14 protein-coding genes and 1 pseudogene are annotated in these 20,433 nt (G+C 67.1%); 10 read left to right on the top strand and 5 right to left on the bottom strand.

What is annotated here, in order from left to right; translation table 11 throughout:
* The first annotated feature begins 321 nt into the window (after nt 1-321).
* From SJY26_RS09530 to metH, 9 genes and pseudogenes are all read left to right on the top strand, one after another.
* Nucleotides 322-831, top strand: coding sequence for a thermonuclease family protein (locus tag SJY26_RS09530; RefSeq protein ID WP_396592821.1), 510 nt, complete (start codon nt 322-324; stop codon nt 829-831).
* Nucleotides 832-877: 46 nt separating this feature from the next.
* On the top strand, nt 878-1,819 hold the full coding sequence (locus SJY26_RS09525) for a 2-hydroxyacid dehydrogenase (RefSeq protein WP_396592820.1): 942 nt from the start codon (nt 878-880) through the stop codon (nt 1,817-1,819).
* A 70-nt stretch (nt 1,820-1,889) separates the two neighbouring features.
* Complete coding sequence (locus SJY26_RS09520) at nt 1,890-2,855, top strand: ArsR/SmtB family transcription factor (RefSeq protein ID WP_396592819.1); 966 nt, start codon at nt 1,890-1,892, stop codon at nt 2,853-2,855.
* Entirely contained in the window at nt 2,855-3,808 is a 954-nt protein-coding gene (gene metF / locus SJY26_RS09515; protein WP_396592818.1) for a methylenetetrahydrofolate reductase [NAD(P)H], read from the top strand. Before SJY26_RS09520 ends, metF begins: the two co-directional genes overlap by 1 nt.
* Nucleotides 3,805-4,875 carry a homocysteine S-methyltransferase family protein gene (locus SJY26_RS09510; RefSeq protein ID WP_396592817.1) on the top strand — a complete coding sequence of 357 codons (1,071 nt, stop codon included), beginning with the start codon at nt 3,805-3,807 and terminating at the stop codon, nt 4,873-4,875. Before metF ends, SJY26_RS09510 begins: the two co-directional genes overlap by 4 nt.
* Complete coding sequence (locus SJY26_RS09505; RefSeq protein ID WP_396592816.1) at nt 4,875-5,555, top strand: class I SAM-dependent methyltransferase; 681 nt, start codon at nt 4,875-4,877, stop codon at nt 5,553-5,555. The genes SJY26_RS09510 and SJY26_RS09505 overlap by 1 nt, the downstream gene beginning before the upstream one ends.
* Nucleotides 5,556-5,767: 212 nt before the next feature.
* The gene (locus SJY26_RS09500; protein ID WP_396592815.1) at nt 5,768-7,327 is read left to right on the top strand and encodes a flavin monoamine oxidase family protein; all 1,560 of its coding nucleotides are present in this window, start codon (nt 5,768-5,770) and stop codon (nt 7,325-7,327) included.
* A gap of 16 nt (nt 7,328-7,343) precedes the next feature.
* Complete coding sequence (locus tag SJY26_RS09495; protein ID WP_396592814.1) at nt 7,344-7,859, top strand: RidA family protein; 516 nt, start codon at nt 7,344-7,346, stop codon at nt 7,857-7,859.
* 18 nt (nt 7,860-7,877) lie between these two features.
* Nucleotides 7,878-10,545, top strand: a pseudogene (gene metH / locus SJY26_RS09490) (methionine synthase).
* 130 nt (nt 10,546-10,675) lie between these two features.
* On the opposite strand, the gene SJY26_RS09485 reads toward metH, so the two are convergent.
* From SJY26_RS09485 to SJY26_RS09470, 4 genes are all read right to left on the bottom strand, one after another.
* Complete coding sequence (locus SJY26_RS09485) at nt 10,676-11,245, bottom strand: hypothetical protein (RefSeq protein ID WP_396592813.1); 570 nt, start codon at nt 11,243-11,245, stop codon at nt 10,676-10,678.
* A 141-nt stretch (nt 11,246-11,386) separates the two neighbouring features.
* A complete protein-coding gene (locus tag SJY26_RS09480) occupies nt 11,387-14,452 on the bottom strand; it encodes a TonB-dependent receptor domain-containing protein (protein WP_396592812.1) in 3,066 nt (1,021 codons plus the stop codon).
* 522 nt (nt 14,453-14,974) lie between these two features.
* On the bottom strand, nt 14,975-16,198 hold the full coding sequence (locus SJY26_RS09475; RefSeq protein ID WP_396592811.1) for a tetratricopeptide repeat-containing sulfotransferase family protein: 1,224 nt from the start codon (nt 16,196-16,198) through the stop codon (nt 14,975-14,977).
* A gap of 374 nt (nt 16,199-16,572) precedes the next feature.
* Complete coding sequence (locus SJY26_RS09470) at nt 16,573-19,638, bottom strand: TonB-dependent receptor domain-containing protein (RefSeq protein WP_396592810.1); 3,066 nt, start codon at nt 19,636-19,638, stop codon at nt 16,573-16,575.
* 213 nt (nt 19,639-19,851) lie between these two features.
* Here SJY26_RS09470 and SJY26_RS09465 point away from each other — a divergent pair, with 213 nt between their 5' ends.
* Complete coding sequence (locus tag SJY26_RS09465) at nt 19,852-20,256, top strand: TIGR01244 family sulfur transferase (RefSeq protein ID WP_396592809.1); 405 nt, start codon at nt 19,852-19,854, stop codon at nt 20,254-20,256.
* On the opposite strand, the gene SJY26_RS09460 is transcribed toward SJY26_RS09465, so the two are convergent.
* Nucleotides 20,253-20,402, bottom strand: coding sequence for a hypothetical protein (locus tag SJY26_RS09460; protein ID WP_396592808.1), 150 nt, complete (start codon nt 20,400-20,402; stop codon nt 20,253-20,255). The genes SJY26_RS09465 and SJY26_RS09460 overlap by 4 nt on opposite strands.
* Between the last annotated feature and the right edge of the window lie 31 nt (nt 20,403-20,433).

Raw genomic sequence — 20,433 nt, 5'->3', positions numbered from 1 at the left:
GGGAGAGGGCTTGAGCGCACGCGAGCGTTAGCGAGTGTTCTTGCGCGAAAGGGTGAGGCGCAGTCCTCACCGTGGGCCCCGGACAGATCAGCGCCTCACCCTTTCGGCTGGCGCATCGCTTCGCTCTGCGAGCCTCAAGCCCTCTCCCGCCGGGAGAGGGTGGCGTCGCGCGCGGCCCGCCCCCTCCACCGCTTCGCGGTCCCCTCCTTGGCCCGGCTCCGCCGGCCCTGCGTCGACCCCCGATGGGGGAGGAACGGTGCGTCACAAGCCCTCTCCCCAGCATTGACCGCGTGTTAACGGCGGCCGGTCGAGGCTGGGGCCATGACCCGGTACGATGGACACAGGCGGACGGACCGGCGGTTTCCGCTGGTCGTGGCGCTGGTGGCGGCGGTGGCCTTTGTGGGGATGTTGAACGCGCCGGTGACCTCCGGGGCCGCGGCGCCCGAGGCCGGGACGCCGGGCGAGGCCGCGCCGGCCCGGTTCGACTGTGACGTGGCCGCGATCACCGACGGCGATACGCTGAGATGCGCGGACGGGACGCGGGTGCGGCTGCATGCGCTGGCGGCGCGGGAGCGGGACGAGACCTGTTCGCCGGGCCATCCCTGTCCCGAGGCCTCGGGCGCGGCGGCGACGGCGGCGCTGCGGCGGCTGGCGGGGGGACAGGCGTTGAGCTGCGAGCGGACGGGGCGCAGCTATGAGCGGATCACGGCCGTGTGCTGGACGCGGGCGGGCGAGGAGATCAACTGCGCCATGCTGCGCAGCGGCACGGTGGTGGTGTGGGACCGGTACAACCGGCAAAGGCCCCTGTGCGGGGGGGCGGCGGTGTCCTGAGACAGCGCCTTTCGGCGGACCGGCGCGGGCAGTGCTAGGGTCGGGCATGACCGACTGTCCCGAGATTCGGCCCGAAACCCTGATCGTCTCCCCGGCCCTGGCCGGTCTGGTGCCCCTGCTGGAGAGCGGGTTCACGGTGCATCGGCTGTGGGCGGCGCCGACGGACGAGGCGCTGGCGCGGGTGTCGGCGGTGGTGGTGCTGGGCGAGGAGGTGCTGGAGCCGGCGTTGCTGGACCGGCTGCCGGGGCTGCGGCACGTGGCCTGTTTCACCTCGGGCTATGACGGGATCGATGTGGCGGACTGCCGGGCGCGGGGGCTGGTGGTCACCCATGCCCCCGGGGTCAATCATGAGGATGTGGCGGATCAGGCCCTGGGGCTGATGCTGGCCGTGGTGCGCGGGATCGTGGCCGGGCACGCGACGGTGACGGCGGGGGACTGGGTGGCGGAGCGGCGGCTGATGACCCCGTCCATGGCCGGGCGGCGGGTCGGGATCGTCGGTCTGGGGGCGATCGGCGAGGCGGTGGCGCGCCGGGTGGCGGTCATGGGCTGTGCCGTGCGCTGGTGGGGGCCCCGGGACAAGCCGGACGCGGAATGGTCCCGGGCAGGGTCGATCATGGAGCTGGCGGCGGGGTCGGATGTGCTGGTGGTCGCCTGCCGGGCGGAGGACGCCAACCGGGGGCTGGTCTCGGGCGCGGTGATCGAGGCGCTGGGCCCGGAGGGGGTGCTGGTCAATGTGGCGCGCGGGTCGCTGCTGGACGAGGACGCCCTGATCGCGGCGCTGAAGGACGGACGGCTGGGCGGGGCCGGGCTGGATGTGTTCGGGACCGAGCCGACGCCGGCGGCGCGCTGGGCCGGGGTGCCCAATGTGGTGCTGACACCGCATTCGGGGGGCGCGACGCAGGCCGCGGTGCAGGGGATGGCGATGCTGATGCTGCGCAATCTGATGGCGGTGGCGGCGGGCGAGCCACCGGTAACGCCGGTGCGGTGACGGTCGGGCGAATTCCGGCTTTGCATCATATAAGGATATCCTTATATGTTTTCGCTCAAGAGGTCTTCCCATGTCCCTGAGCGCCGACCAGACGATCGAAGCCCTGCGCGCCGCCGGCGAGCCGACGCGGCTGCGCATCCTGCTGTTGCTCGCGGGCGAGGAGCTTTCGGTCATGGAGCTGGGCCGGGTGCTGGAACAGAGCCAGCCCCGGGTCTCGCGGCACCTGAAGCTGATGGCCGACGCCGGGCTGATCGAGCGTTTCCCCGACGGGGCGCGGGTCTTCTACCGGGTGTCGCACGAGCCGGCGGTGAGGCGGCTGATCGACACGGTGCTGGACCTGCTGGACGACGCTGCGGGCGAGGCCGACCATCGCCGGCTGGAGGCCGTGCGCGACGAACGGGCCGAGGCGGCCGCCGCCTATTTCGAACAGATCGCCCCGCAATGGGACCGGATCCGGTCGCTGTATGTGTCCGAGAGCGCGGTCGAGAGCGCCATCACCCGGGCGGCGGGCCCGGGGCCGTTCGACCGGGTGGTGGATCTGGGCACCGGCTCGGGGCGGATGCTGACCCTGCTGGGCCAGACCGCGCGCCGGTCGATCGGGCTGGATCTGAGCCAGAACATGCTGAACATCGCCCGCGCCAATGTCGCCCGGGCCGGGCTGAAGACGGTGGAGCTGAGGCACGGCGACATCTTCGCCACCCGCCTGCCGGCCCAGTCGGCCGATCTGGTGCTGGTGCATCAGGTGCTGCACTACCTGGCCGATCCGGCGGCGGCCGTGGCCGAGGCGGCGCGGCTGGTGCGGCCGGAGGGAAAACTTCTGATCGTTGATTTCGCCCCCCATGAGCTGGAGCGGCTGAGGGACGAGCATCAGCACCGCCGGCTGGGCTTCGCCGACGAGGAGATCGGGCGCTGGCTGGGCGAGGCTGGGCTCGACGCCTCCGCCTCGATCGCCCTGCCCCCGGACACGGCGGGCCTGACCGTCACCATCTGGACCGCGACCCGACCGGCCGCCACCGCAGCAAGGAATGTCGCCTGATGGCCCTCTCCTCCCCTACCCTGGCCGACGCGCGGGCGCTGCTGCTGTCGCCGCTGGGGCCCGTCGCCCGCGCGGGTCAGAACGCCAACCCCGTGCGTGTCTCGTTCGAATTCTTCCCGCCCAAGACCGACAAGGCGGAAGAGACCCTGTGGGAGGCCGTGCGCCGGCTGGAGCCCCTGAACCCGGCGTTCGTCTCGGTGACCTATGGTGCCGGCGGATCGACCCGCGAGCGGACGCACCGGACGGTGCAGCGGATGCTGACCGAGACGACTCTGAAGCCCGCCGCCCACCTGACCTGCGTCGACGCCAGCCGTGACGAGGTCGACGAGGTCATCCGCGACTACAAGGCGATCGGGGTGAACCACATCGTGGCCCTGCGCGGCGATCCGCCCGGCGCGGCCGGCATCGGCGGGGTCTATCAGCCGCGCGCGGACGGCTATGCCAATGCCACCGAACTGACCCGGGCGATCACCCGCGTCGGCGGCTTCGACGTCACGGTCGGCGTCTATCCGGAGCAGCATCCGGAAAGCCCGTCGATCGACCATGACATCGAGGTGCTGAAGGCCAAGATCGACGCGGGCGCGACCCGCGCGGTCAGCCAGTTCTTCTTCGATATCGACGCCTTCCTGCGGTTCCGCGACCGGGTCCGGGCGGCGGGGGTGACCATCCCCCTGATCCCCGGGATCATGCCCGTGTCGAACTTCGCCGGCCTGCAGCGCATGTGCGGATCGTGCGGGGCCTCGGTGCCGGCCTGGCTGGCGGCCCATTTCGAGGGCCTCGACGACGACCCGGAGACGCGCAAGCTGCTCGCGGCTTCCGTTGCGGCCGAGACCTGTGCCCGGCTGCAGGAGGAAGGGTTTTCCGACTTCCACTTCTACACCCTGAACCGCGCAGACCTGGTCTATGCGATTTGCCGGGTGCTGGGTGTTCGCGAACAGAAGGCCGCCGCATGACGACCCGCGCAAACCGTATCGCCGCCCTGCATCAGGCCGCGAAGGAACGCATCCTGGTGCTCGACGGATCCTGGGGGGTGATGATCCAGCGGCGGGAGCTGTCGGAGGAAGATTTCCGCGGCGACCGGTTCACGGACCATGTCGGCCAGATGAAGGGCAACAATGACATCCTGTGCATCACCCGCCCGGACGTCATCGGCGACCTGCACGACCAGTATTTCGCCGCCGGCGCGGACATCAGCGAGACCAACACCTTCTCGGCCACGGTGATCGCCCAGGACGACTATCATCTCGATGCGCAGTCGGTGTGGGACATCAATCTGGAGGGGGCGAAACTGGCCCGGGCCTCGGCCAATCGCTGGACGGAAAAGGAACCGCACAAGCCCCGCTTCGCCGCCGGCTCGATCGGGCCGCTGAACAAGATGCTGTCGATGTCGTCGGACGTGAACGATCCGGGCGCGCGGCTGGTGACCTTCGACCAGGTCTATGACGCCTATCGCCATCAGGTGAAGGCGCTGAACGAGGGCGGGGTCGACCTGTATCTGATCGAGACCATCACCGACACGCTGAACTGCAAGGCCTGTATCAAGGCCATCAAGGACCTCGAGGACGAGGGGCTGGAGCCCCTGCCGATCTGGATTTCGGGCACCATCACCGACCGCTCGGGCCGGACCTTATCTGGCCAAACCGCCGAGGCCTTCTGGAACAGCGTGCGGCACGCCAAGCCGTTCGCCGTCGGCTTCAACTGCGCCCTGGGGGCCGATCTGATGCGGCCCTTCATCGCCGAACTGAGCCGGGTGGCGGATACGCTGGTGGCCGCCTATCCCAATGCCGGACTGCCCAATGCCATGGGCCAGTATGACGAGGAGCCGCACGAGACCGCCCACTTCATCGAGGAATGGGCGGCGTCCGGTCTGGTCAACATCGTCGGCGGCTGCTGCGGCACGACGCCGGACCACATCCGCCACACGGCCGAGGCGGTGTCGAAACTGGCCACGCGGGAGATCCCGGAGCGGCCGGTGGCGATGCGGCTGAGCGGGCTGGAACCGTTCGAGCTGGTGGCGTGATGACCGACAGGATCGCCACGCTGTTCAAGGATCCGGAGCATGCGCGGACCTATGCCGACCGGCCGCGGAAGATCATTCCCGGGTTCGACGGCCTGCACCGCATCATGGCCCAGCTGCTGGCCGAGACGTCGCCCAGGCAGGTTCTCGTGGTCGGCGGCGGCGGCGGGCTGGAGCTGAAGACCCTGATCGACGCCTTCCCCGGGGCCCGGTTCTGCGCCGTCGATCCGTCGGCCGAGATGATTGGCCAAGGCAAGGCCTATCTCGGCGACCCCGGGACCGTGGACTGGCTGGAAGGCTATGTCTTCGAGGCGCCTGAGGGGCCCTTCGATGCCGCGACCTGCCTGCTGACCTTGCATTTCGTGCCGGATGACGGCGCGAAGCTGGAGACCCTGAAGGCCATCCGCAGCCGGTTGAAGCCCGGCGCGCCTTTCGTCATCGCCCACCTGAGCATCGACCGGACCGATCCCGCGTCGGAGCGGCAGTTCGACCGCTATCTGACGTTCGGCAGCGACAGCGAAATGGACCCGAAGGTCCTGAAGGAGGCGCACGAACGCGTGCGTACCCAGCTCAACTGCGTCGGCCCGGCGCGGGACGAGGACCTCCTCACCGAGGCCGGTTTCCGGGACATCGAACCCGTGTTCCGGGGCCTCTACTGGTGCGGCTGGGTGGCCTACGCGTGATGGCTCACACTTGCATTCCTGTCGGCGAAGGCCTGACCGTCCCGGACCCCATCCGGCAGGGTGCCGCTCTCCTGCCGGGAGAGGGTGTGCCGTCAGGCCACAGCGGCCGGATTTCGCGCTGATGTCGTCCGAACCCGTCATTTCCTGTGGTCACGCTTCCGGAACCGTGATGCTCTTCTCGCATCTGCGAGATGAGCCAGGGGGATCGGGCCATGTTGAGTACACGTCGGGCGTTTCTGAACAGGATTGCGGCGGTCGGGGGGACAGCGGCCCTCTATACGACCATGCGGATGATGGGGCTGGTGGACGACGGGGTGGCGCACGCCGAGACCCCCGCCCTGCCCCCCGGATCGGGGGCCGGCTGCAGTGTGGTGATCCTCGGCGCGGGTCTGGCGGGTCTGTCCTCCGCCTACGAGCTGAGGAAGGCGGGATACAGCGTCACGGTTCTGGAGGCGCGCGACCGGGTCGGGGGACGGAACTGGACGGTGCGGGGCGGGTCGAAAGTGAGCCACACCGGGGCCCCGGACCAGACCTGCACCTTCGACGAGGGCCAGTATTTCAACGCGGGCGCGGCCCGGATCCCCAGCCATCATCAGGCCACCCTGGGCTATTGCAAGACCCTGGGCGTCGAGATGGAGGTGATGGTCAACCACTCGCGTGGGGCGCTGATCCAGTCGGACACCTTCAACGGCGGCAAGCCGATGCAGATGCGTCAGGCCATCCACGGGATCCGGGGCAATGTCGCCTCCCTGCTGGCCAAGGGGGTCCAGAACGGCGGGGTCGACCTGCCGTTCAGCGCCGAGGACAAGGCCATGCTGGTTCAGAACCTGATCCAGTGGGGGCAGCTGGATCCCGACCTGATGTTCCGCCAGAGTTCGATGTCCGGTCTGGAGATCGAGCCGTCGGCGGGCGATGTGACCGGCAAGCCGCGCGACGCCCTGACGCTGGCGGCCCTGATGCATCCCATGGCGTGGCGCGCCCCGGCCTTTCACGACGCCTTCGACATGCAGGCCACCATGCTGCAGCCGGTCGGCGGGATGGACCGCATCCCGGCGGCGTTCGCGACGAGTCTGGGCGACGCCATCACGCTGAACGCCGAGGTGACGCGGCTGCAGCGCAAGGGCAATGGCGTGGAGGTGATCTGGAAGGACGCCACCGGCCGGCGTCAGGCCCTCACGGCCGATCACTGTGTCTGTACCATCCCCTTCCCGGTGCTGGCGGGGATCGCGTGCGACTTCTCGGCCGACCGGCGGGCGGTGGTGACCCGGTCGGAGTATTCGGACTCCACCAAGGTCGCCTTCCAGGGCCCGCGGTTCTGGGAGAGCAACGATCACATCTATGGCGGGCTGAGCTTCACCGACCGGGATACCCTGATGACCTGGTATCCCTCGGGGCGGTTCCTGCACGACACCGGCGTTCTGGTGGCGGGCTATGCCTTCGGGGGCGCGGCGACGCGGCTGGGGTCGCTGTCATGGGCGGAGGGTCAGGCCTATGCGAAGGCCTCGGTCGAGCGGCTGCATCCCGGTCAGTCCGGGGCCCTGTCGAAGGGGGTCACGGTGCATTGGTCGCGGGTGCCCTATTCGCTCGGGATCGAGGGTCACATCGCCCGGAGCGACAGCGCCGGCTACACCCTGATGAACGAGCCGGACGGCCCGTATCATTTCGCGGGCGAACACCTGAGCCACGTCGGTGCCTGGCAGCAGGGGGCGATCGTCTCGGGCTGGCGCGCCGTGAATGCCATCGCCGCCCGCCAGCATGCCCTGAACGCCTGAACCGGAGATCCAGACCATGACCTTCACAACCGCATTCCAGGCCTCCCTCCTCGCCGGGGCCCTCGTCGTCACCGCCCTGCCCGCCCAGGCGCAGGAGATCGAACGCACCTATCCGGGCCCCAATGCCTTCATCGCCTCGACGGTGACCGTGCCGGCGGGCAGCGAGATCATCTTCCTGAGCGGCCAGTTGCCCAGTGTCGCCGATCCGGCGGCCCCGGCCGGCACGGTGGCCGCCTATGGCGACACCGAGGCCCAGTCGGAGTCGACCTTCAACAAGATCCGGGCGCTGCTGGAAACGCGGGGGCTGACGATGGCGGACGTGGTCTCCATGACCGTCTATCTGGTCGCCCCTCCGGGATCGGAGCGGATGGATTTCGCCGGGATGATGCGGGCCTACAGCCGCCATTTCGGCACGCCCGACCAGCCCAACCGTCCCTCACGTTCGACCGTTCAGGTCGCGGGCCTCGCCGGCCCCGGCTTCCTCGTCGAGATCGAGGTCACCGCCGCGCGCACGCCCGTCCCCGCGCCCTAACCCAGGAATACAGCCCCCTTGCGTCCCACCTTCATCAATGTCGGCGAACGAACCAACGTCACCGGCTCGGCCAAATTCAAGAAGCTGATCGTCGAGGGTGACTATACGGCTGCCCTGACGGTCGCGCGCCAGCAGGTCGAGGCCGGGGCCCAGATCATCGACATCAATATGGACGAGGGCCTGCTCGAACTCGAAGTCGGCCATGGTCACCTTCCTGAACCTGATAGCGGCCGAGCCGGACATCGCCCGCGTGCCGGTGATGATCGACTCCTCCAAATGGGAGGTGATCGAGGCGGGGCTGAAATGCGTCCAGGGCAAGCCGATCGTGAACTCGATCAGCATGAAGGAGGGCGAGGACGCCTTCCGCGCCCAGGCGGTCAAATGCCTGCGCTATGGGGCCGCCGTGGTGGTCATGGCCTTCGACGAGGTGGGTCAGGCCGACACGGCCGCGCGCAAGATCGAGATCTGCACGCGGGCCTATCGCATCCTGGTCGACGAGGTCGGGTTTCCGCCCGAGGACATCATCTTCGATCCCAACATCTTCGCCGTGGCGACGGGGATCGAGGAGCACGACAACTATGCCGTCGACTTCATCGAGGGCACCCGGGCGATCAAGGCCACCCTGCCCTACGCCCGCGTCTCGGGCGGGGTGTCGAACGTCTCGTTCAGCTTCCGCGGCAATGAGCCGGTGCGCCGGGCGATCCACAGTGTGTTCCTGTACCACGCCATCCAGGCGGGCATGGACATGGGCATCGTCAATGCCGGCGACCTGCCCGTCTATGACGACATCGACCCGACCCTGAGGGAGGCGGTCGAGGATGTGATCCTGAACCGGCCGCAGCGGACCAACGTCTCGAACACCGAGCGGCTGGTGGACATCGCCCCCAACTACAAGGGCGACAAGGGGGTGGCGCGGGTCGTCGACCTGAAGTGGCGCGACGCCCCCGTGGGCAAGCGGATCGAGCACGCCCTGGTCAACGGCATCACCGAATTCATCGACGCCGACACCGAGGAGGCGCGGCTGGGGGTCGAACGGCCGCTGCACGTCATCGAGGGTCCGCTGATGGACGGGATGAATGTGGTCGGCGACCTGTTCGGCGCGGGCAAGATGTTCCTGCCCCAGGTGGTGAAGTCGGCGCGGGTGATGAAACAGGCCGTGGCCTGGCTGGAGCCCTTCATGGAGGCCGAAAAGGCCGGCAAGCCGCGCGAGCAGGCGGGCCGGATCCTGATGGCCACGGTCAAGGGCGACGTCCACGACATCGGCAAGAACATCGTCGGGGTCGTGCTTCAGTGTAACAACTACGAGGTCATCGACCTGGGCGTCATGGTACCGGCCGACCGGATCCTGGACGCCGCGAAGGAGCAGAACGTCGACATCATCGGGCTGTCGGGGCTGATCACGCCGTCGCTGGACGAGATGGTGTTCGTGGCGCGCGAGATGGAGCGGCGCGAGTTCGACATTCCCCTGCTGATCGGGGGGGCGACCACCAGCCGGACCCATACGGCGGTCAAGATCGAGCCGGGCTATCGCAAGGGCTCGACCACCTATGTGGTGGACGCCTCACGCGCCGTGGGCGTGGTGTCGGGCCTGCTGTCCAAGACCGAGCGGGCCAAGAACGAGGCCCTGACGCGGGACGAATACATCCGCATCCGCGAGCAATATGCCCGGGGTCAGGAGGTCAAGGCGCGCACCAGCCTGACCAAGGCGCGCGAGAACCGGTTCGCCATCGACTGGACCGCGCCGCGGCCGTCGGCCCCGTCGTTCATCGGCACGCGCACGTTCGAGGCCTGGGATCTGGCCGATCTGGCCGATCGCATCGACTGGACGCCCTTCTTCGCCAGCTGGGAGCTGATCGGGCGCTATCCGCACATTCTGGAGGACGAGATCGTCGGAGAGGCGGCGAAGGACCTGTTCAAGGATGCGCAGGCCATGCTGAAGCGGATCATCGACGAGAAGTGGTTCACGGCGAAGGGCGTGGTCGGCTTCTGGCCCGCCAATGCCGATCAGGACGACGTGGTGGTGTTCGCCGACGAGAGCCGAACGACCGAGATCGCGCGGTTCCACACCCTGCGCCAGCAGATCGCCAAGTCGAACGGCAAGCCCAACTCGGCCCTGTCGGACTTTGTCGCGCCGGAGGGGCAGGACTGGATCGGGGCGTTTGCGGTCACCACGGGCCACGGCGAGGTCGAGACCTCGAAGCGGTTCAAGGACGCGGGCGACGACTATTCCGCCATCATGGCCGCGGCCCTCGCCGACCGGCTGGCGGAGGCCTTCGCCGAGGCGCTGCACAGGAAGGTGCGGACCGAACTGTGGGGCTATGCGCCGGATGAGACGACCACGACCGACGACCTGATCGCCGAGAAATACCAGGGCATCCGCCCGGCCCCCGGCTATCCGGCCCAGCCGGACCATACGGAAAAGGCGACGCTGTTCCGGCTGCTGCAGGCGGAAACGAATGCCGGCATGGCCCTGACCGAGAGCTATGCCATGACCCCGCCCGCCTCGGTCTCAGGCCTGTATTTCGGGCACCCGGACAGCCATTACTTTGGCGTCGGCAAGATCGATCGCGACCAGGTCGAGGACTATGCGCGCAGGAAGTGCTGGGACGTGGAGACCTGCGAACGCTGGCTGGCGCCTATCCTGAACTATGAACCGGGGGACGTGGCGAGGGGCGTGGCGGCGTAATCCTCCCCCGTCGGGGGAGGTGGCGCGGCGCGGCTTCGCGCCGTGACGGAGGGGGCCCGAACCAGACATCGGCGTTCGCGGTGAGCCCCCTCCACCGCTTCGCGGTCCCCCTCCCCCGATGGGGGAGGAATTACTCCTTCGCCACACCCACCTCGTCCAGACCGGCGGCGTCGAGCGTCACGGGCGGGGTGGTGATGTTGGCGCGGACGCGGCGGGCGGCGTGTTCGCAGCGGCCCGGCAGGCCGAAGAACAGGCCGAAGGCCTCGCTGCGGGCGCGGTCGTCGGTCTGGGCCATCAGGGGCACCCATTTGGCGGCGGCCTCGGCCTCGGCGAGCCGGGCGGCCTCCAGCGTGGCGGGGGTCTGGCGGGCCCGGCCGGCGGCGAGGGCGTCGCGGAAGTCGGCCGCCTCCAGCCCGCCCAGACGGATGATGTCGCGGTCCAGATCGTCGGCTTCGGTCAGGGTCCGGCCCAGGGCGATGTGGCCTTCGACGAGCGCCGCGCACCAGGCGACCAGCGGATAGTCCTGTTCCGGCGCGCCGCGCGGCAGGGGCGTTTCGTAGGCGATCGCCTCGCGGGCATTGCGGGCGTCGACGCTTTCACCGGCGTCGCGGGCGGTGACGATGGGGCCGTCCTGGGCCAGGCCGGGCGTGGCGGCGGCGAGGCTCAGGGCGAGAAGCGAGGCGGCGAGACGAAGGCGCATGGGGGATCCGGGTGCTGTTGACGGGCTAGGCTTCCCCAACGCCTGAAGCGTCGCAATGGTTTTTGTGCGGCGGTCAGCGGCCACGAAAAAGGGCGGCGGATCCGGAGATCCGCCGCCCTCAGTCAGGACGTCGTGTCGATCCTAGAACTGGTAGGACAGGCCGATGCGGATGTTCCGCGGGGTCTGGTAGCTCAGGATGTTCTTGTAGTTCGGGCTGGCGGTGCCGGCGCTGGCATCACCCACCTCGTCGTAGTCCGCAACGCCCGTGAAATCGAAGACGTTGAAGATGTCGGCGCGGAGCTGGACGGTGCCGGGGATGGAGACCGGCACGTCCCAGGCGACCGACATGTCGAACCGCTTGGTCCACTGGCCGTCGAACTGCGAGCCGCGGGGCGTCAGCACACTGCCACCCGGACGCACGCAGTAGTTGGCCGTGATGGTCGACGGCACGGCGCGGCCGTCACCCAGCGGATAGGAGCCGATGCAGCCATAGGCCCGCGGCGACTGGATGAAGAGGTTGCCACCGAGCGTGATGCTGTCGGTAACCGCGTAGCTGCCGAACAGTTTGAAGGTCTGGCCGCGGTGGTTCGGCAGCAGTCCATAGGACCCGTCGGTCCAGCCCGGCTCGTCGAAGTCCTGGGTCAGGCCGGTGTCGTCCTGACCGTTGTCCGACTTCACGCCGCCCTCGATGTTGCCTTCCGACTTGGCCAGCACCACCGAACCCTGCAGGGCCCAGCGGCCATCCCAGGGACGCTCGAACGACAGTTCGAGGGCCTGATAGGTGCGCTCCGCCTCGGGAATGTCGAGGATCGACGCCGGGATGGTGATCGTTTGACCGGCCAGGAAGGGGAAGGAGGTGGGATCGGGCGAGATCACCAGATCCGAACCCGGGTTCAGAAGGACATACTCCCCGGCGTTGTTGATCGCGCCGCAATCCGCCGGCGCGATGCCGACCGAGGCGCAATAGTCGCCGATGATGAAGGAGGTGTCGTAGTCCTCCATTACCGCGCCGAGCTCGCGATAGGTGGCGTTGGCCGAGAAGCGCCAGCCGTTGTCCATCTCGTGGCGAATACCCACGATGAACTCGTCCTGGTGCTGGGCCTCGAGGTTCTGGGACACCAGCGAGGCCGGATCGGAGGCCTCGCCGTTGGAGTTGACGATCTCGAGGAAGGGATCGCCCACGAGGCCGGGGGCGCATGCGTTCGAGCGGTCGGCGGCGCAGCGCAGGATGAGTTGCGCCTCCGTCTCACCCGGGTTGCGGGTCAGGCCGCCGACCGAGTTGTAGAAATAGTAGTCGTCGGTGAACAGCTCGGCACCGGCCAGACGCAGGTTCGTATTGCCGGCGATCGGGATGTAGTAGCGGCCGTAGAAGGCAGACAGCCGGGTCCGCTGATCCCCGAACAGGTCATAGGCGGCCCCGATGCGCGGCGACAGGTCGAAATCAGTCGAGGCGAAGGTGTCACCGTCAACGTTCTTGTTGTCGAACTTCTCGGCCCGCACGCCCAGTTGCAGCGAAAGGCGGTCGGTCACATCCCAGGCGTCCTGGATGTAGAAGGCCGTCTGTTCGATGTCGAAAGACCCGCCGCGCTGGATGTTCCGGACGCGCACATAGGGGGTGTTGGCCGGAACCGCGCCGCCGACCTGGGTGCCCGTGGCCGGGCCGCGGTAGACGTACTGGATGCCGCCCGAGAAGCTGCTGACGCTGGACGTGGTCAGGTCTTCCCGGTCCACGCCCATGCGGATGTGGTGGTCACCGAAGAAGTTGGTGACATAAACATCGGCGTCGAAACGCATCAGCTTGCGCTCGTCGACCCCGGTTTCAATCAGCTGGGCCGGGTTGCCGCGCAGGGTGCCCTGGCCGGTGAAGCCGATGACGCTGGGCTCGCTGTCGGCGCTGCCGATGGTGCTCTGGTTGAAGCTGTTGTCGCCATACAGGGCCGAGATGGTCAGCCAGTCGGTCAGATTGCCGGTGTACTGGAAGATCGAGGTCTCGCCGCCGGTCTCGTTGAAGGTCAGCGAGGGATCGCTGGCCCCGGCCAGCAGCTGCTGGGTCTCGTTGGACTGGTCATCCTTGAAATAGGTGACTTCCAGACGGTGGTCCGGATTCAGGTAGAAATCGACCTTACCGCCGTAGAACGGGTCGTTGAACGTCGTGGTCGAGCGGGTTCCAGAGCCGTTGGTGTCGCTCTGGGAGAAGTCACGGGCGTTGTAGAAGCCGAAGAAATAGATGTGGTCGCGGAGGATCGGGCCGGACAGCCAGACATTGCCCTCCAGCTGCTCACGCTCGTCAAGATCGTTGTTGGCCGAGACCGCCGTGGTGCCGTCGACCCGGATGACGCTGGTGTTCGGCACCGTCTCGCGCAGGCTGTCGGGGTTGTAATAGACGTTGGCACCGCCGTGGAACTCGTTGCTGCCCGAGCGCGACACGGCGACGACGGCGCCGCCCGTGTTGCGGCCGAACTCGGCCTGGAAGCCGCCGGTCTTGACGTCGACCTGCTGGTAGAATTCGAACGGCACCGTGTTCCCGCCCACGAAGGTGCGGAAGTTCGTGATGTTCATGCCGTTGAGATAGTAGACGTTCTCGGCAACCGACGAGCCCGCGATGGACACTTCGTTGCCGAAGGCGCTGTCGCCGGGCGTGGTCTGCGGGGCCAGCAGCTGGATGGCCGTCAGGTTCCGCGCGGTCGGCAGGCGGTCGAAGGTCTCCTGGACGTCCAGGGTGATGCCGGTGGTGGTGCGGTCGAAGTCGACCGTGGCGCGACGCGAACCGACCACGATGATGTCGTCCACGTCGGACCCGTCAGCGACGACGCCGGCCTGGTTGACCGTGAAGGTGTAGTCGGCGGTCGAGCCGAGGCCGATTGCGACATTGGTGTCAGTGAAGGTTTCGACGCCGGGGGCCGAGATCGTCACCGTATAGCGGCCGACCGGGGCGCCCGAGATGCGGAAGCCGCCCTCGCCGTTCGTGGTCGTGGTGCGCGAGAAGGCGCGCTCGTTCTGGGACACCGTCACCGTAGCCCCGGCGACCGGGTCGCCGGCCAGGTTCTGGACCGAGCCCTGAAGGGCACCGCTGGTGAAGTCCTGGGCGACGGCGGCGGACGGGGTGGCCACGACCGCGACCAGCGGGATCGCCGCGACCGCCGCCAGCGCCATGCCGCCCATCATCGTGGTGGCCAGCAAGCTTTGCCGATTGGATTTGTTTCTCAAGATCGTTCTCCTGAAACGGAACAGTGTTATCGCAGCCGGGAATCGTCGAGCGACGTAAAGTGTCGCGCATTTCAGGGCGATAGCGCCGATCAGCTTGTCTTCGCTACCGCAATTACTTCGTCGTAATACGCGCGCCCCGGGACTGGCACATTAATGACACGTTTTTTCGGCGAAGCTTCACCGTATTACGAGAACGACCAGACCCCCGGCCAAGCTTTGCTGTAAACGTTGCTGTAAGCTTTGCTTTAGGCGCTGAGGCGGGTTCACTGTCCATGATCCGGGAGTCGATCCGGGCCGAGAAACGGACACAGGCCCATCAAGCAGGGAACCGGGGACACATGACCTCGACACTCTTGCTGGCATACCGTGTGGCCGATGCCCCGGCCTGAACTTGGGCGCCTCGGTGACGAGGGGCCAAAGTCAGAAGGTCAGCGGAACGAGGAGTGTTCAGGATCCGGCATCGGGTTTGGGAACGGCGTTCCGACCCGACATCCAAAGCACCGTGCTGGCATCGTACTTTGGTCAGCCACCGCCATAGGCCTGAAAAAAGGGCCTCATCGCCGCTTCATAAGGCCGCCACGACGCCACGGACGAGGTGTAAATGGGGCGACGGATCTGAGCAAAGCTGGCGGTTGCGACCGCCCGGTCCGTCTTGTGGAAGGCTTCGACCCCAGGTTCGAAGGGCAGGCCGACGTGGTTGAGGATGCGTGCGATCCACGGCTGGGGATCACTCACCAGGCCCTCGTAAGGCACGGTCAGGATGGCGTCTCCCATGACCCGCGTCCAATGGTCATGCAATCGATCCTCGCTGCGGACATGACGCCCGATGGCGTCCAGCGACCAGGTCCAGTTCATGTCCTGGGCGAACCAGGTCCGGAAGCTGGACCATGCCACGGCTCCGGGCTCTCGCCTCAGCCAGATAAACCGCGCTTCCGGCAAAACCCTGTGGATGAGACCGAGGAAGCGACTGTGGTTCAAGGTCTTGTCGACCACATGACCGTCCGGACCGAACCGGTCTTCGAGCATGCGAAGATAGCTGAGGCCTATCGCATCAAGGCCGTCCGGCCGTGCAGCCGCAAATGCGGCGACGGCCTCCGGGTCGAGCCCCCCGATCGGCATCGCGGCGGCCCGGAACAGATTGATCTCCGCACCGTCAGTGACCTGGCTATGGGAGACCAGAATCTGCTCCACAAGGGTCGTCCCTGACCGGGGCAAGCCCAGGACAAAAATGGGCCGCCGGCTGGTGACGTTGCTCTTCGGAAGGCGCGCCAGCATGGCCTCTGTGAAACCCGAGATAACCGTTTCGACAAAACTGTCAGCCCCCGCTTGCCGGGTCGGGCGAACGCCCGCGACCAGGCGGGCTCCCTCCGAATAGGCGGCAAAAGCCATGTCGTGACGATCAAGATCGTCATAGGCCTTGCCGAGCGCGTACAGCAGCGACGCGCGCGCTTCAGGATGGCCATGGCCCTGCGGCCAGCGCGCGCGGAGCGACTCCATCGCCGTCAGGTCCTCGTCCTGGTCCGCGAATGTCCTAGCTTCCGCGATCGCCAGCCAGCTCGGCGCGACGGCGAAGGGATCGGGAGACACCGCGATGGCGCGGCGAAAATCCGGCACGGCGTCCATGCCGCCGCCAAAGGCAGCCTTGCAGCTTCCCAAAAAATGAAAGGCCGCCGCGTTTGGATGATCGGTGACCAGGGCTTCGGCGACCCGGACCGCCTCGGTCGCCCGCCCGTTCTGCGCCAGCATCTGACCGTGGTTGAGGCGTGCGGCGAGATCCAGCCTGTCCAGGCCAGCGTGACGTTCCGCTGCCGTCAGAGCCAGAGAGGTCTCTCCCAGCGTCAGGGCGAGGCGCGATACTGGACCCCAGGTCGGGCCCAGAGGCGGATTGTCAGCCACCAGGTCGGCGAGGATCGCCGCCGCTCCGTCCCGGTCACGCGCCTTGAAGGCGGCCAGCGCCCGCTGGATTCGCGCGTCGGCAGGGCGAGAAACCTGAGCAGTCATCGTATGCGGCTAACAGTCAGGGCGTCCGGTCGCAAGCTGGCCCAATAGTGCGCAAAAAAACGAAAAGGGCGGCGGATCCGAGGATCCGCCGCCCAGTCCGTTATCGATCAGGCCCGTGTTTAGAAGGTCCAGTCGAAGCCGAGACGCACGTAGCGCGGCGCCTGGTAGCCGATCGGAGCGCCATAGTTCGGATCAAGATCCCCAATGCCGCTCACTTCACCGAACTCATAAACGTCGGTCACACTTTCCAGATCGAAGACGTTGAAGACGTCGGCGCGGAAGACGAGGTCGCCCGGCACCTGGATCGGCAGGGTGTAGCGGACCGAGAGGTCGATCTGCTGGGTCCAGTCGCTTTGCAGCTGCGTACCACGCGGCGTCGCTTTGCCGTCGCAGAAGTAGGACGCTGCCCCGTAGGCACCGGCGAACGGGTCGGTCGGGTGGAAGCCCAGGCAACCGAAGGCGCGCGGCGAGGAGACCACGACATTGGCCCCGACCAGCAGGTCCTTCGTCAGCTGATAGGCACCGAACAGCTTGAACACGTGACCGCGGTGGTTCGGCAGCAGGCCGTCAGACCCATCGGTCAGACCCGGCTGGTCGAAGTCCTGGGTGATGCCGGCGTCCGTCTGGCCCACGTCGGACTTGACGTAGCCCTCGGTATTGCCGGAGCTTTCCGAGATCACATACGACGCGTTCAGGCTCCACACGCCGTCGAAGGCGCGTTCGGCCGTCAGCTCAAGCGCTTTGTAGGTGCGCTTGGCGTCCGGATAGCCCAGCTGCTGGGACGTCAGGTTGATCGTCCGCAGGGTGGTCTCACCGGCGATCGGATCCGACAGGGTGAGGGTCGAGGCAGCGCCCGGGTTGATGATCACGTACTGGTGGAAGCCGGTCCAGATGTCATCGCAGCCTGCGATACCCTCTTCGTCACAGTAGGCCAGCACGGCGGCATCAATCGCCACGTCCTCGGCATTACGCAGCAGGTCGCGATAGGTAAAGGCCGCGCCGAAGGTCCACAGGTCGTTCTTGTACTTGTAGCCGATCAGGAACTCGTCCTCCATCGTCAACTCAAGGTTGCCGGCGATCAGCGAATCGACCGGGTTGACCGTTCCATCGCCAGTCACGGTACAGCCACGAACGCCGGCCGTACCGAGGGCGGCACCGGGGCAGGCGTTGGCCGCGTTCCAGTTAACGATCTGGGCACCCAGGGCCAGCGGACGGCCGTCGGGGCCATAGGCCGGGACGCTTTCGCGGTCGGCCGGATTCGGGGTGTAACCGCCCAGGAGGAAGTACTCGCGATAGTACAGTTCCGAACCGGCCATGCGGAAGCCGGTGTTGGCAGCGACCGGCAGGTAGTAGCGGCCGTACGAACCATAGACCTGCGAGCTGCCGTCATCGAACAGGTCGTAGGTGAAGCCGATACGCGGCCCGATTTCCTCGTCCAGTTCGACGATGTTCGCCGCATCGGCACCCGTGATCGCGAACTTGTCGAGACGCAGACCCAGATTCACGGTCAGTTGCTCGGTGACGTCCCACGAGTCCTGGATGTAGTAGGCTTCATTCAAGCCGTTGAACGTACCGCCCGAGCGGAACACGTTGGTTTCAACGAACTCCTGGCCCGGTGCCAGGTTGCCCCCCTGGGCCTGGATCGTGCCGGCCGTGGCGACGCGGTACGTCAGGTTGTAGCCACCGGTCCGGAAGGTTTGGCGCTCAAGGCTCAGCTCTTCCTTGTCGTAGCCGAAGCGGACGTGGTGGTCACCAAACAGCGAGAAATACAGGTCTGCGTCGGCCCGATAGAATATCCGTTGCGTGTTGCGGATCGGCGTAAACGAACCGGAGGTTTGTTGCGAGACGCGGTTGGAGGTGCCGTCGCGGGCATCGTTGGCGAGCACGGACGTGATGTCTTGCGGGGTCGCGATGGCACGGTCGTTGTTTTCGCCATAGGCCGCAGAGATCGTGAACCAGTCCGTGATGGACCCGGTGTAGCGAGCCACCCAGTTCTCGCCGCCGGCGTAGTTGACGGTGCCGGGCAGGGCACCGCCGACCGCGTCCGTCAGCGGGTCGTACGAGCGTATATCGTTTTTCGACTCACGCGTCGTGTCGAAGTAGGTGAACTCCAGACGATGATCGTCGGTGATGTAGCCATCAATCTTCAGGCCGTAGAACGGATCATCGCTCGTCGTGGTGGTCTGCTGGCGCGAGTTTTTGCCGTAGGTGACCTGTTCACTGTCACGGAACTCGACCAGACCGTAGGCGAACAGGCGGTCGCGGATGATCGGACCGCCGACTTCGATGGCGGTCTGCGAAGATTCCGACTCCGACAGTTCGTTGCGGGCAGAGAAGGTGTCCGGAGCCTGTTCGCGCAAGCTTTTCGGCGCCCAGTTGGTGTGAAGGCCGAACGTGAAATCATTCGTACCCGACTTGGTGACGGCGTTGACGATGCCGCCTGTCGCCCGGCCGTACTCGGCCTGGTAGCCGCCGGTCATGACCTGAACCGAGCGATAGAAGTCGAACGGCACCTGCGAGGCACCGATGTAGTTGTCGAAGTTCGTGATGTTCAGGCCGTTGACGTAGTAGGCGTTCTCGGCGACCGACGACCCTCCGATGGAGGGGTTGTCGCCGAAGGCGCTGTCGCCCTGAACGGTCGACGGAGCCAGCAGGATGACCGAGGTCAGGCTGCGGCCGATCGGCACTTGCGAGACCAGCTCGACCAGGTCGACCGACAGGCCGGTGGTGGTGTCGGAGAAGTCCAGCGACTGGCGTGCACCGGTCACGACGATATCGTCAACGTTTGTGCCGGCGGCGGGAGCCATGGCGAAGTCATAGCTGGACGTGCCGCCCAGGCGCACGGCCGCAGTCTGCGAGACCGGATCGTAGTTCGGTGCCGTGATGGTGACGGTGTAGGTGCCCAGGGGCAGCAGGGCCGATCGGAACGAACCCGTCGAATCCGTCGTGGTCGTGCGTGCGAAGCCCTGTTCGTTCGATCGCAGTTCGATGGTCGCGCCGGCGATCGGTGCACCGGCCTGGTCTGTGACGGAACCCGACAGGGCTCCCGTCGAGAGATCCTGGGCGACGGCGGCGGTTGGAGCAGCCACAACTGCAACCACAGGCAGGGCTACGAGGCCCGCCAGGGCGACGCCGCCCATCATGGTGGTGGCGAGCATACGCTGCCGGATGGATTGGATCTTCAAGATTTGAACTCCTGATACTGGCGCAGCCCTCCGCCACGCCCCCCTGCCAGACGGCGCGGAGCCTCTGACTGAACGGCAGTAAGGACCCGCAAGCTTTGCGGCGCCACAGCAATTACCTGCCGGTAATGAAGTTGCCTCACCACTGTCGCATTCAGGACACGTTAAGAACGCCCCGGGGTCACCCCGAGGTCGCAGACCTGAAAGGAAAGCTCCATGCTCAGCCCCCGCCCCCTGTCCGACCTCGTCCGGGTCGCGCCGCAATTCGCGCTGGAGGATGTGGCGGAGATCGCGGCCATGGGGGTGCGCCGGGTGGTCAACAACCGGCCGGACGGCGAGGATCCGGGTCAGCCAAGCTCGGCGGAGATGGAGCAGGCGGTTCGGGCGGCGGGCATGGATTACGTCCACGCGCCCGTCTCAGGCATGCCCGGCGACGCGGCGATCCACGCCGTGGCCACGGCGCTGGAGGCCAATGAGCCGGTCCTGATGTATTGCCGCTCGGGCACGCGCTCGACGGTGGCCTGGGCGCTGGCGATGCGGGCTCTGGGGCGGGCGGAGCCGGAGGCCCTGCGGGCGGGGGCGGCCGGGGCCGGCTATGACCTGAGCCGGGTGCCGCTTTAACGGACGACCGTGGTCCGGGCCATGTAGGGAATCGGTTCAGGGTCGCCGCACGAGGCCAGCACCAGTTGCGCCGCCATGAGACACAGGATGGCGGCGGCGATGGGCTGCAGCCGATTTGAGACAGTGAAGACGATGGCGCGGGCCATAATGAACGCTCCGGAACGGATTTACCTTTCG

This window comes from Brevundimonas sp. R86498, from assembly GCF_044598075.1.
Classification (GTDB): Bacteria; Pseudomonadota; Alphaproteobacteria; order Caulobacterales; family Caulobacteraceae; genus Brevundimonas.
The sequence above is the reverse complement of the archived record's forward strand: the minus strand, read 5'-3'. Positions and strand labels throughout refer to the sequence as shown.